The 13124-nt window shown below is 67.5% G+C and carries 10 protein-coding genes; 6 read left to right on the forward strand and 4 right to left on the reverse strand.

The features are described from left to right. Position 1: 1 nt before the first annotated feature. Both ACVOMM_RS08410 and ACVOMM_RS08415 read right to left on the reverse strand, forming a co-directional pair. Positions 2-964 carry a hypothetical protein gene (locus ACVOMM_RS08410; protein ID WP_180876318.1) on the reverse strand — a complete coding sequence of 321 codons (963 nt, stop codon included), beginning with the start codon at positions 962-964 and terminating at the stop codon, positions 2-4. Further along, the gene (locus ACVOMM_RS08415) at positions 961-1479 is read right to left on the reverse strand and encodes an RNA polymerase sigma factor (protein WP_229765872.1); all 519 of its coding nucleotides are present in this window, start codon (positions 1477-1479) and stop codon (positions 961-963) included. Before ACVOMM_RS08415 ends, ACVOMM_RS08410 begins: the two co-directional genes overlap by 4 nt. 247 nt (positions 1480-1726) lie before the next feature. Here ACVOMM_RS08415 and ACVOMM_RS08420 point away from each other — a divergent pair, with 247 nt between their 5' ends. Next, positions 1727-4567 carry an EAL domain-containing protein gene (locus ACVOMM_RS08420; protein WP_180876320.1) on the forward strand — a complete coding sequence of 947 codons (2841 nt, stop codon included), beginning with the start codon at positions 1727-1729 and terminating at the stop codon, positions 4565-4567. A 19-nt stretch (positions 4568-4586) separates the two neighbouring features. Here the strand turns inward: ACVOMM_RS08420 and ACVOMM_RS08425 are convergent, their stop codons facing one another. Together ACVOMM_RS08425 and ACVOMM_RS08430 are read right to left on the reverse strand one after the other, a co-directional pair. Then, positions 4587-5180, reverse strand: coding sequence for an LOG family protein (locus tag ACVOMM_RS08425; protein ID WP_065175031.1), 594 nt, complete (start codon positions 5178-5180; stop codon positions 4587-4589). A gap of 262 nt (positions 5181-5442) precedes the next feature. Beyond that, positions 5443-6939, reverse strand: a complete 1497-nt coding sequence (locus tag ACVOMM_RS08430; protein WP_053519783.1) for an aminotransferase class III-fold pyridoxal phosphate-dependent enzyme — start codon at positions 6937-6939, stop codon at positions 5443-5445. 209 nt (positions 6940-7148) lie between these two features. Here ACVOMM_RS08430 and queA point away from each other — a divergent pair, with 209 nt between their 5' ends. From queA to secF, 5 genes are all read left to right on the forward strand, one after another. Further along, positions 7149-8216 carry a tRNA preQ1(34) S-adenosylmethionine ribosyltransferase-isomerase QueA gene (queA, locus tag ACVOMM_RS08435; RefSeq protein ID WP_180876322.1) on the forward strand — a complete coding sequence of 356 codons (1068 nt, stop codon included), beginning with the start codon at positions 7149-7151 and terminating at the stop codon, positions 8214-8216. A gap of 97 nt (positions 8217-8313) precedes the next feature. Next, the gene (gene tgt / locus ACVOMM_RS08440; protein WP_065181313.1) at positions 8314-9444 is read left to right on the forward strand and encodes a tRNA guanosine(34) transglycosylase Tgt; all 1131 of its coding nucleotides are present in this window, start codon (positions 8314-8316) and stop codon (positions 9442-9444) included. Between the two features lie 135 nt (positions 9445-9579). Next, complete coding sequence (yajC, locus tag ACVOMM_RS08445) at positions 9580-9924, forward strand: preprotein translocase subunit YajC (protein ID WP_053519780.1); 345 nt, start codon at positions 9580-9582, stop codon at positions 9922-9924. Between the two features lie 61 nt (positions 9925-9985). Next, positions 9986-11842 carry a protein translocase subunit SecD gene (gene secD / locus ACVOMM_RS08450; RefSeq protein WP_053519779.1) on the forward strand — a complete coding sequence of 619 codons (1857 nt, stop codon included), beginning with the start codon at positions 9986-9988 and terminating at the stop codon, positions 11840-11842. Positions 11843-11857: 15 nt separating this feature from the next. Beyond that, positions 11858-12838 carry a protein translocase subunit SecF gene (gene secF / locus ACVOMM_RS08455; RefSeq protein ID WP_053519778.1) on the forward strand — a complete coding sequence of 327 codons (981 nt, stop codon included), beginning with the start codon at positions 11858-11860 and terminating at the stop codon, positions 12836-12838. The last annotated feature ends 286 nt before the right edge of the window (positions 12839-13124 follow it).

The raw sequence follows: 13124 nt of genomic DNA on the forward strand, positions 1-13124 counted from the left end.
TTCAGTCGTCCAGCAGAGGACGCAGGTCGCGTGGCAGCCGCGACTCCGGATACTGCTGCACGTAGCGCTCGAGGCTGGCACGGGCGATGTCGCGCTGGCCTTCGTCGCGACGTTCGCGGATCTTCTGCAGCCACTGCCGGCGGGGCAGCTGGGCGTCGGCGGCCACTTCGGCCTGCACGGCCGTAGCGCTGAGCGCGGCATCGCTGCCGCGACGCATCACGCCCGGTGCGCTGCGGAGCGGTACGGCCCGCTTGAGCGTCGTGGTGTCACCGCGCTGTCCCGCGCTGGCCGGGGCGGCCTCCATCGCGCCGGACAGGGGGACAACGGCGTCGCGCGCTTCCAGCGACGGCGGCGCAGGCGCCGCAGCGGGCAGCGGTGCCGAATAGGCCACAGCGGCCGGAGGTTCCGCAGCCGGCGGCGGAGCTGCGGTGTCGGCTGCGGCGCGCTCGGTGGCCTGAGCCGCCGCCTTCGCTCGTGCCGCCACCGTCGGTGCCGGTGTTTGCGGTGCAGAGGATCGGGCCGGCGCGGCGGGCCTGGGTGCCGCGACCGGCGCCGGTGGTGCCGGCGGCGCACTTGCGATGGCCGGCTCGGCAGGGGAAGGCCGGGTGGGGTCCTCGGCAGGCTGCGCGGCCACTTCGGCAGCGACCTCGCCGGCGACGCGCGGCGCAGTGATCTGTGCATCGTGCGCCGGGACCGCGGGCGGTTCCGGGCGCAGCTGCCAGGCGATGCCGATGGCGAATACCATCGATGCAGCAACGCCGAACACCGCAGGCCAGTGCCGGCGCGGCCGCCGTGCACGCACGCTGCCCGCGTCGGCCGCGTCGGCCGGTGGCGCCTGCACCGCCGCACGGGCGGCCGCCAGGATCGTGGCATCCAGCGCCGCCGGAGGCGCCTGTTCGACACGACGGCCGAGCAGGCGCGCCAGCTCGCGCTCTTCAGGCGTCAGGGGTTCGTCTCGGTTCATGCGTTCAGTCCCGCACGCAGCTTGTCCATCGCATAGCGCAGCCGCGATTTCACGGTTTCCCGGCCTACGCCGGTGATCTGGCCGATCTCCTCCAGGCTCAGTTCCTGATCCAGCCGCAGCTGCAGCACTTCGCGCTGCTCCAGCGGCAGTTCTTCCATCGCGCGCTGGATGCGGCGACGTTGCTCGAATTCTGAAAGCTCTGCTTCCGGGGTCTGCCCGTCTTCCAGCGCGGCCAGACGCAGCTCGGCATCGGCCGGCGCCGCCGGGCGGTGGCGTGCGGCGCGCCAGTGATCGTTGAGCCGGTTGTGCGCGATGCGGAACAGCCAGGTGCTGAAGGCGGCATCCGGCTGCCAGCCGGACCGTGCGCTGATGACCCGTTGCCAGACGTCCTGGAAGATCTCCTCGGCCAGGGCGGTATCGCGCAGCTGGCGCAGCAGGAAGCCGAACAGGCGCTTGCGATGGCGCGCATACAGGCTCTCGAACGCGTGCAGGTCGCCGCCGGCCCAGGCGAGCATCAAGGCTTCATCGGTTGGCAGGGCGCTGGCTTCCACGCGGTACAGGTTAAGGCCTGCCGACGATGGCGCATAGCGGGGTGCGGGGGCGGACAGGGCGAGGTTCATGGCTCGGAACGGGGTGCGGACGCCAGGAATAACGAACGGGCGCACGATTCGGGGTTGCCGGGCTTCCATTGCCCCCCCGGTGGCGCGCTATGCTCGGCGGCTCAGGGGAGGCGACGCACAGACGGCGCCAAGAGATTGTCATTTGTCCACGCACGCTGAACCTGCGCAAACGCCATTACACGAGGCCGTGCTGAGTACGGAACTCGTGCGCGCGCTGCATGCGCTGCTGCCGGAATCGGCGGTGGTCCGGGTCGGCTGGGACGATCCCCAGCTGGGGCGCGGTGACGCCATCTGGCCGATACCCCCGGTCGCGGCCGACAGCGGGGCACCGGCTGCAGGCGATGGCCGCCACGGTTGGGATCATGATGGTGCCCGCCTGTACCTGGTGGTGGAAGGCGCGGCGCCTTCGTCCGCATGGTGGGGTCTGGCGCGGCAGGCCATGGAGCTGGCCCTGCAGCGGGGCCGCCAGGCGGGACAGATCAAGGCGCTGGAAGAGGCCGAGCGGCTGCAGCAGGCGCTGTTCCAGATTGCCGATCTTGCCGGCGCCGACCTGGAGATGGGGCAGATGCTGCGCCGCGTGCACGACGTGCTGGGCACGCTGATGTACGCGGAAAACTGTTACATCGTCGAATACGATGACCTGCACGACCAGATCAGGTTCCTGTACTTCGCCGACCAGGTGGATGATTTCGTCGCCGATCCGGCGCAGAGCTTCGACGCCAGTGGAATGCCGCGCAGCCTGACGGTGGCGTTGCTGCACCATGGCAGGCCCCTGAGCGGACCTTCGCGGGAACTGTTGGCCCGCGAGGTCGGGCAGGAGCATGACCCGCTTCGCGGCCCCGAAAGCCTGGACTGGCTGGGTGTGCCGATGCTGCGCGATGGCCGGGTGTGCGGTGCCATCGTGGTGCAGAGCTACGAGCAGGCAGACCGCTATGGCGAGGCCGAGCGTGCACTGCTGGGTTTCGTTGCCCAGCACGTACAGACCGCGATGGACCGGCGCCAGGCCCAGGTGCGGCTCGAGCAGCAGGTGGAACTGCGCACGCAGGAGCTGCAGCGCGCCAACCACAGCCTGCAGGACGAAGTGGCCGAGCGTCGTCGTGCCGAGCAGCTGCAGATCGCGCTGTACGACATTGCAGAGATGGCGATGTCCGCCGAGAGCCTGGAGCAGTTCTACGGCCAGGTGCATGGCGTGGTCGGCCGACTGCTCGACGCGCGCAATTTCTACATCGCGCTGGTCAACGAGGCGGGTGATGGACTGGATTTCGTCTACTCGGTGGATGAACGCCACGCCAGCCGCGCCTCCCGTGCGTTCAGTCGTGGCCTGACCGAATACGTGGTGCGCAACCGCCAGCCGCTGTTGGCCTCCCGCGCGCAGATCGACTCGCTGCGCGCCAGTGGCGAGGTGCGCGAGTCCGGCGCGCGCTCGCTGTGCTGGCTGGGCGTGCCGCTGCTGCGCGATGACGAAGTGGTTGGCGCGATCGTGGTGCAGAGTTACAGCGAGCAGCGTGCCTTCAGCATCCACGACCAGCGCTTGCTGACCTTCGTCGCGCAGAACATCGGCACCGGACTGGCCCGCCAGCGCGACCAGCAGCGCCTGCGTTCGGCGCATGCCGAACTGGAAAAGCGCGTGGACGAACGCACGCGCGAACTGGCTGAGGTCAATGAAAAGCTGTTGGGCCAGATCGGCGAGCGCCTGCGTGCCGAGCAGCGGCTGACCCACCAGGCCATGCACGACGCGCTGACCGGGTTGCCCAACCGCCTGCACCTGCTGGACCGGCTGCAGGATGCGCTGGTACTGGCCAGGCAGGAGGACGGTCCGGTGTTCGCGGTGCTGTTCCTGGATCTGGACCGTTTCAAGCTGGTCAACGACAGCATCGGCCACGCGGCCGGCGATCACATGCTGGTGGAAGTGGCCAAGCGCATCGTGTCGATGGCGGGCCCCGACGACGTGGTGGCGCGCCTGGGCGGTGATGAGTTCGCGGTGCTGCTGCAGTGCCCGCTGGGCCTGGCGCAGGCCCTGGATTTCGGTCAGCGCCTGCTGTTGGCATTGCAGGAGTCGATGTGGATCGCCGGGCGCGAGCTGTTCCCGTCCGGCAGCCTCGGCATCGCGCTGTGGAATCCGCGTTACCGGACCGGAGAAGAGCTGCTGCGCGATGCCGACGCCGCCATGTACCGGGCCAAGGCGCAGGGCCATGATCGCTGTGCGATCTTCGACGAGGACATGCGCGAGCAGGCCATGCGCAGCCTCGATCTGGAAGCCGATCTGCGGCGGGCGATCAACAACCGGGATTTCGTGCCGTTCTACCAGCCGATCGTGCGCCTGTCCGACGGGGAAGTGGTGGGACACGAAGCGCTGCTGCGCTGGCAGCACGAACGGCGTGGCCTGCTGTTGCCGGGCGCGTTCCTGGAGCTGGGAGAGGAGAGCGGGTTGATCGAACAGGTCGACTGGCTGATCTACGAACAGGTCATCGCCGGCCTGGCCGCGGGCGGGCAGGGCTATGTGTCGGTGAACGTGTCGCCGCGGCATTTCCGTTCGGCCGGTTTCAGTGCGCGCCTGTTCGGCCTGCTCGACGCCTGCGGGGCCGATCCGCGCCGGTTGCGCCTGGAGATCACCGAGGTCGCGCTGCTGGATGACGGCCCGCACACGCTGCATATCCTGCAGGGACTGCGCGAGCGCGGCATCCAGGTGCAGCTGGACGACTTCGGCACCGGCTTCTCGGCGTTGTCGTACCTGCACCGCTTCCCGATCAGCACGCTGAAGATCGACCAGAGCTTCATTGCCGGCCTGCATGGACCGGAAGTGCAGAGCACCCGCGCGCTGGTACAGGGCGTGCTGTCGCTGGCGCGCACGCTGGGCATCGAAACCATCGGCGAAGGCATCGAAACCGAAGCCCAGCGGCAGACACTGCGCGAACTGGGTTGCGATTACGGCCAGGGCTACCTGCTGGGGCGACCGGCTCCCTGGGCCGACGTGGCGCCCTGAGACGCCACGCGGCGGACGATCAACGCAGGGCGGCGCGGCGCTTCTCGTCGATCCACTTGGAGGCCTGTGCCGGCTGGTAGTTCTTCATCCACTCCAGCATCTGCTCGATGTCCGAGCCGTACCACAGGTCCTGGCGCTGGTCCGGGTGCAGGAAACGCTCATCCACCATGCGATCGATCATGCCGATCAGCGGTGCATAGAAGCCGTCCACGTCCAGGAATGCACAGGGCTTGTTGCCGATGCCCAGCTGGCGCCAGGTCAGCATCTCGAAGATCTCCTCCATGGTGCCGAAGCCGCCGGGCAGGGCGACGAAGCCGTCGGCCAGGTCGAACATGCGCGACTTGCGTTCGTGCATCGAGCCGACGATCTCCAGCTCGGTCAGGCCACGATGGGCCACTTCCCAGTCGGCCAGCTGGCGGGGGATCACGCCGGTGACCTCGCCGCCGGCCGCGAGCACGGCATTGGCCACGGTTCCCATCAGGCCGACGTTGCCGCCGCCATACACCAGGCGCAGGCCATCACGGGCGATGCGGTCGCCCAGCGCGATGGCGCGTTCGGTATAGGCAGGCTTGCTGCCCGCGTTGGAGCCACAGTACACACAGATCGACTTCATGGGGGTTGTCTCTTGGTGCGGAAACGAAAACGCCCCGTCGCCGACCGCAGGGCGGTCAGGGACGGGGTGTCCGAGGATTATGAGGCCTTGAGAGGCCTTCTGTAGAGCCGAGCCATGCTCGGCTGCTCTTCGTTCAGATCGCGGCAATGCCCTAGCCGAGCATGGGCTATGCCGGTCGTCCTGACCGGCACCCTTCGGGCCGTCGCCAGCGACGTTGGCAGCGGCTCCTGCCGCTGCCTTCGGCTCTACAAAAAGCGGGGGCTTACGCCGCCGCAGCCTGCTCGCGTCGCGGGCCTTCACGCAGGGCGCGGCCGACCATGCCCACCAGCAGATCCAGCTCTTCGCTGTCCATGCCGAAGTGGGGCGTGAAGCGCAGCGAGTTCTCGCCGCCATGGATCACATTGATGCCATGCCGGCGCAGCCATTCTTCGGTGGAACCACTGCCGTAGCACTTGAACTGCGGCGCCAGCTCGCACGAGAAAAGCAGGCCGGTACCCTGCACCTTGGTGATCAGCCCGCCAAGCTCGCCCTTGAGCTGTTCCAGCTTGCGCACGGCTTCGGCGCCGCGCTCGGCGATGTTGGCGCGCACCTGCGGGGTCAGCTGTGCCAGCGTCGCGCAGGCCACGTCCAGCGCACGCGGGTTGCTGGTCATGGTGTTGCCGTAGATGCCCTTGCGGTACAGCTGTGCGGCATGCTCGGTCACCGCCAGCACCGACAGCGGGTACTGGGCCGCGTTCAGGGCCTTCGAGTAGGTTTCCATGTCCGGCGGATCCAGGCCTTCGAAGCCCGGGTAGTCAACCACCGACAGCACGCCGTGCGCGCGCAGGCCGGCCTGGATCGAATCGAGCAGCAGCAGGCTGCCGTGCGCGCGGGTCAATTCGCGGGCCAGGGCATAGAACGACGGCGGCACCGAGCGGCCCGGATCGCCTTCGCCCATGACCGGCTCCAGGAACACCGCCTCGATGAACCACTTGTTGCGGGCGGCGTCCTCGAACACCGCGCGCAGGCCGGCTTCGTCGTACGGCGCCACGGTGATCACCGAATCCTCGCCACGGTAGCTGGCCAGATGCTGCATGTAGCTCTTGCGGCTGGAATCGGAGTACAGCGCCGGCCGGTCGGTGCGGCCATGGAAGCTGCCCTTGACCACCACGCGCTTGATCGCGGCGCCGGCGTGGCGCGCACCCGGGTCGGTCTGCAGCTTGGCGTTGACGTCGGCGATGCGTGCGGCCAGCCCGACCGCTTCCGAGCCGGAGTTCAGGCACATGAAACGGGCGAACGGGCAGCCGCCACGACGGTGGCCGATCTCGGCGCGAAGGGCGGTGATGAAGCGCTGCTGTGACAGGCTGGGGGTCATGATGTTGGCCATCACCTGCGGTCGGGCCATCGCCTCCAGCACTGTGTCGGGGGTATGACCGAAGCCGAGCATGCCGTAGCCGCCAGCGTCATACAGCACCGCCCCCTTGAGGGTGACCACCCACGGGCCGCGCGCGGCCAGCGCCACATAGGGCGTAACGGCGTCGTCGGCGTAGAAATTGACGAACCCGTCCTGCATGGCATCGATCTGCGCCTGTTCGTCCTGCGCCAGCAACGGCCCCAGTTCGCCCTGCACACGGGCGAACTCCGCGGCGGCGGCCTCGACCGCGGCCACCAGCTGCGGATGGCGGACGGACAGGGTGGTCAGGGTGGCGTCGTCCAGGCCGGTGGTGAGGCGGGTGCCGGGCTGGCTGCGCAGGGGGGCGAGGCGTTCGATGAAGCTCATTGCAGATCTCCTGAAACAATGGGGCGCACGGGCCATCAAAAAGCAAAACGCGCGTCATCACGCGCGCTGGGCGGCCTCGTGCAGCGGACTTCCATCTCGATGCTAGCACTTGTTTTTTTGCGCGATAACCCCGCAGAAACCTGTTGCATAGCAGCATTTTGCGCGACGTTCGCCGCGGACCACGCCGGCTCGCAGACGCTGGCCGTACAATGCGCGCCATTGTCGACCTGTTGCCGCCCACTGCCTTGAAGAAGTCCGATTTCCACTACGACCTGCCGGCTGAACTGATCGCGCAGGCGCCGCTGGCTGAACGTTCCGCCAGCCGCCTGCTGCTGGTGCCTCCGGCCCCTGCCGCCTTCACCGACCTGCAGGTGCGTGATCTGCCCTCGCTGCTGCACCCGGGCGACCTGCTGGTATTCAACGATACGCGCGTGATCCCGGCGCGCCTGTTCGGTCAGAAGGCCAGCGGTGGGCGGGTCGAGATCCTGATCGAGCGCCTGCTCGGCGGCCAGCAGGCGCGTGCCCAGGTCGGCGCCAGCAAGTCGCCCAAGGCCGGCAGCCGCATCGCGCTCGATGCCGGTGGCGAAGCCGAAGTGCTGGGCCGCGACGGCGAGTTCTATGTGCTGCAGTTCCATGTGCCCGAGTCACTGGAGCAGTGGCTGCTGCACGCCGGACGCCTGCCGCTGCCCCCCTACATCCAGCGCGAGCCGGGCGTGGACGACCGCGAGCGCTACCAGACCGTGTTCGCGCGGGAGGTGGGAGCGGTGGCGGCACCGACCGCCGGCCTGCATTTCGATGAACCGCTGTTGGCCGCGCTGAAGGACAAGGGCGTGGAGTTCGGCCACGTCACCTTGCACGTGGGGGCAGGCACCTTCCAGCCGGTGCGAGCCGATGACCTGAAGGACCACGTGATGCACCGCGAGTGGCTGAACGTGGGCGCCGAGCTGGTGCAGCAGGTGCGTCGGACCCGCGCTGCGGGCGGGCGCGTGATCGGTGTCGGCACCACCGTGGTGCGCGCGCTGGAAAGTGCGATGCGTGACGGCGAGCTGTTGCCGTTCGCCGGCGAGACGCAGATCTTCATCACCCCGGGCTATCGGATCCGCAGCGTTGACGCGATGGTGACCAATTTCCATCTGCCGGAAAGCACCCTGTTGATGATGATTTCGGCCTTTGCCGGCAAGGAGCGGGTGTTCGAGGCCTATCAGCACGCGATCCAGCAGCGCTATCGCTTCTTCAGTTACGGCGACGCGATGCTGCTGTTCCCGCAGGCAGGGTAGGGCGCGCCGGGAGGGCAGGGACCCTTGCGGGTGCGCACCTTGGTGCGCACGCCTTCTTGGGAGACAATAGGCAACTATTTGCCTGAACGACCGCTCCATGTCCCGACTGCAGTTCCAGCTCAAGACCCGCGACGGCCGTGCCCGTCGCGGCCGCCTGACCTTCCCGCGCGGCACGGTGGAAACGCCGGCTTTCATGCCCGTGGGAACCTATGGCTCGGTCAAGGGCATCCTGCCGGACCAGGTGCGCGCGCTGGGTGCCGAGATCATCCTTGGCAACACCTTCCATCTGTACCTGCGTCCGGGCCTGGACATCATCGCCGACCACGGCGGACTGCATGGCTTCTGCCGCTGGGACGGCCCGATCCTGACCGATTCCGGCGGTTTCCAGGTGTTCTCGCTGGCCCACCGCCGCAAGATCACCGAACAGGGCGTGACCTTCGCTTCGCCGACCGACGGGGCCCGGGTGTTCCTCGGCCCGGAAGAGAGCATGAAGATCCAGAAGGTGCTCGATTCGGACGTGGTGATGATCTTCGACGAGTGCACCCCGTACCCGGCCACCGAGGACGTCGCCCGCCGATCGATGGAGCTGAGCCTGCGCTGGGCCCAGCGCAGCCGCAACGCGCATGACGAGCTCGGCAACGATGCGGCCCTGTTCGGGATTGTCCAGGGTGGGGTGCATACCGACCTGCGCAGCCGCTCGGCCGAGGCCCTGCAGGCGATCGGCTTCGATGGCTATGCCATCGGTGGCCTGGCCGTGGGCGAGCCGGAGCATGAGCGCAACGCCATGCTCGACCACCTGGATCCGGAGCTGCCGGGCGACCGCCCGCGCTACCTGATGGGCGTGGGCCGGCCGGAAGACCTGGTCGAGGGTGTCGCACGCGGCGTGGACATGTTCGACTGCGTGATGCCGACCCGCAACGCGCGCAATGGGCATTACTTCACCTCGTTCGGTACCGTCCGCATCCGCAATTCGCAGTATGCGCGGGACATGGACCCGATCGAACCGGGCTGCGGCTGCGTGGCCTGTACCGGCGGCTACACCCGCTCGTACCTGCGCCACCTGGACCGCTGCAACGAGATGCTGGCGCCGATGCTGGGCACCCTGCACAACCTGTTCTACTACGAGAAGCTGATGGCCGACATCCGGGCGGCGATCGAGGCGGGAACCTTCCAGGCCTTCCGCGAGTCCTTCTATGCGGCACGCGGAGCGGTTCCGCCGCCGCTGTAACCCGGCGCCCCCCCTGTCGAACGGCCCGGGGACGAACGTCCGGGGCCATGGCATACTTCAAGGCTGACCCAGATCCGCGGTCGACACCCCGCGCCCGTGAAAGGGCCGGAGCGCCGCCCAACCAAAGGACCAAAGATGAACCTGCTTGCCTTCCTGATTCCCGCCGCCCACGCCCAGGCCGCCGGCGGCCAACCGCAGGGCATGGGCCTGACCACGCTGCTGTTCCCGATCATCCTGATCGCCATCATGTACTTCCTGATGATCCGCCCGCAGATGAAGCGGCAGAAGGAGCACAAGGCCATGCTGGAGAAGATCAAGCGTGGCGACGAAGTGCTGACCAACGGTGGCATCGCCGGCGTGGTCACCGACATCGGCGACAACTTCGTCACCCTGGAAGTGGCCGAGAACGTGCGCATCCGCGTGCAGAAGGGCGCTGTCGGCAACGTGCTGCCGGCCGGTACCCTGAAGTCGGCCCAGTAAGCCACTCCCTTTCCGATGCACAACCGCGGCGCCGGGGATGGCGCCGCGCGGGACCCAAGCAATGCTCGAATTTCCACGCTGGAAGTACGTCGTCATCCTGATCGTACTTGCGCTCAGTACGCTGTATGCGCTGCCCAACATCTACCAGAAGGACGCGGCCGTCCAGATCACCGCCAACCGTGGCGGACAGGTTGACGACGCCCTCCGCGACCGCGTGGTGGCTGACCTGAAGAAGGCCGGCATCGCCAGCCTCGGCGCCGAGAAGGAAGGCGAGAGCCTGATCGTCCGCCTGCCGGACCTCAAGACCCAGGCCGCGGCAAGCGACCTGCTGCGCGACAGCGTGGGTGAGAACTACACGGTCGCGCTGAACCTGGCATCCACCGTTCCGGACTGGCTGGCCAATCTTGGCGGTCGCCCGATGACGCTCGGCCTGGACCTGCAGGGCGGCGTGCACTTCGTGCTGCAGGTGGACCAGAAGGCAGCGCTGGACAAGCGCCTGGATGCCTACACCGAAGACGTGCGCAGCACCCTGCGCGACGCACGCATTCCGTACCAGTCGGTCGAGCGTCGCGCCGACAACAGCATCGTGGCCAACCTGAGCCCGTCCGCCGGTGACGACGCCGCGCAGCGCGCCCGCACGGCCCTGCTCAAGGCGCAGCCGACCCTCGGTTACGACGTCAGCGGCAGCCGCATCACGGTGACCGTGCCGGAGGCCGAGATCTCGCAGATCGCCAACGGCGCCATCGAGCAGAACATCAATACCCTGCGCAACCGCGTGAACCAGCTGGGCGTGGCCGAGCCGATCATCCAGCGCCAGGGCGCCGACCGCGTCGTGGTGCAGCTGCCCGGCGTGCAGGACACGGCCGAAGCCAAGCGCATGATCGGTGCGACCGCCACCCTGGAATACCGTGCGGTGGTCGAGGGCAACGCGCAGGACGCCATCAACGCCGGCCGCATCCCGCCGGAAGCCAAGGTCTACCAGCAGCGTGACGGCCGCGGCCCGATCCTGCTGAACAAGCGCGTGATCGTCACCGGCGACCAGATGGTGGCTGCGCAGGCGGTGACCGACGCCAACAGCGGTGCCCCGGCGGTCAGCGTGACGCTGAACAACGTCGGTGGCCAGCGCATGTTCGACTTCACCAGCGCCAACGTGAACAAGCCGATGGCGGTGGTGTACACCGAACGCGTGCCGACCGTGACCGTGGTCGACGGCCAGGAAGTGCGCGGCTTCAAGGTCAACGAGGAAGTGATCTCGGTGGCCAACATCAATGGCGTGTTCGGCAAGAACTTCCAGACCACCGGCCTGCAGAAGAAGGAAGCCGAAGATCTGGCCAAGCTGCTGAAGTCCGGCTCGCTGGCCGCGCCGATGGACTTCGTCGAAGAGCGCGTGGTCGGCCCGAGCCTGGGTGCCGAGAACGTCAAGAACGGCATGCGCGCCGTGGTCTTCGCCTTCCTGTTCACCCTGGTGTTCTTCAGCATCTACTACCGCATGTTCGGCATCATCACGTCGGTGGCGATGCTGTTCAACCTGCTGATCGTGGTGGCGGTGATGTCGTTGTTCGGCGCGACCATGACCCTGCCGGGCTTCGCCGGCCTGGCGCTGTCTGTCGGCCTGTCGGTCGACGCCAACGTGCTGATCAACGAGCGTATCCGTGAAGAGCTGCGGGCCGGTGTTCCGGGCAAGACCGCGATCGTGACCGGTTACGAGCGCGCTTCCGGCACCATCCTCGACGCCAACCTGACCGGCCTGATCGTCGGCGTGGCACTGTTCGCATTCGGTACCGGTCCGCTGAAGGGCTTCGCGCTGACCATGATCATCGGTATTTTCGCCTCCATGTTCACCGCGATCACCGTGTCGCGTGCGCTGGCGACGCTGATCTACGGCCGCCGCAAGAAGCTCCAGAACGTGGCCATCTGACGGGACGACACGCACATGAAACTGTTTCCGCTGCACATCCTCCCGAACGATACCAAGATCGATTTCATGCGGTGGCGCCATGTCGCCATGGTCGTCACGATCATCGTGTTCCTGGCATCGATCGCCATCATCGGCTTCAAGGGCTTCAACTATGCCCTGGACTTCACCGGCGGCACCCTGATCGAAGCCCGCTTCGAGCGCCCGGTGGACGTCGAGCAGGTCCGCACCAAGCTCGAGCAGAGCGGCTTCGACGGCGCCCAGGTGCAGAGCGTCGGTGGCAGTACCGACCTGCTGATCCGCCTGGCGCCGCACGGTGAGCATGCCCCGGGTACCGGCGATTCCGCCGCCGAGGACAAGGCCACCGCGGCGGCCGTGGTCAAGGCGCTGTCCTCGGCCGACAACCAGGCGACGGTGCTGCGCAATGAGTTCGTCGGCCCGCAGATCGGCAAGGATCTGGCGATGAACGGCCTGTACGCCACCATCTTCATGCTGGCCGGCTTCCTGATCTACATCGCCGTCCGCTTTGAATGGAAGTTCGCGGTCACCGCCAGCATCGTGGCCATGTTCGACCTGATCGTGACGGTGGCTTACGTGTCCCTGCTGGGCCGCGAGTTCGACCTGACGGTGCTGGCCGGCCTGCTGTCGGTGATGGGCTTTGCGATCAACGACATCATCGTGGTGTTCGACCGCGTCCGCGAGAACTTCCGCAGCCTGCGCGTGGAACCGATGGAAGTGCTGAACCGTTCGATCAACCAGACGCTGTCGCGTACGGTGATCACCGCGGTGATGTTCTTCCTGTCCGCACTGGCCCTGTACCTGTACGGTGGCAGCTCGATGGAAGGCCTGGCCGAAACGCACATGATCGGTGCGGTGATCGTGGTCATGTCGTCGATCCTGGTCGCGGTGCCGATGCTCACGATCGGCTTCCTGCGCGTGAGCAAGCAGGACCTGCTGCCGAAGGCCAAGGACATCGAGGCTCTGGCCCGCCGTCCGTAAGCGTTCGCGCTGCACGCAACGCACAGAGAACCCCGCGCAAGCGGGGTTTTTTGTTGGCAGGTCGTGCAGCCCTGCACCTGCCGAGGCAAAGGCAACATCAACAGCGGGCATTTCGTGGGTTGGCGGGGCGGTGTCGGAGTACGGGGACGCCGTAAACCCGTCCATGGGGGCTTGGCAGCCGCTTGCTCGTGCGCGCCCCGCGGCCACCACCCCACACAACGGGGTTTGGGGCCCCGCCCAACCCCCCCCCGCCAGCCAACGGGCCACGAGCGATGCCACCCCCCCC

It is taken from the genome of Stenotrophomonas sp. STEN009, assembly GCF_056760395.1.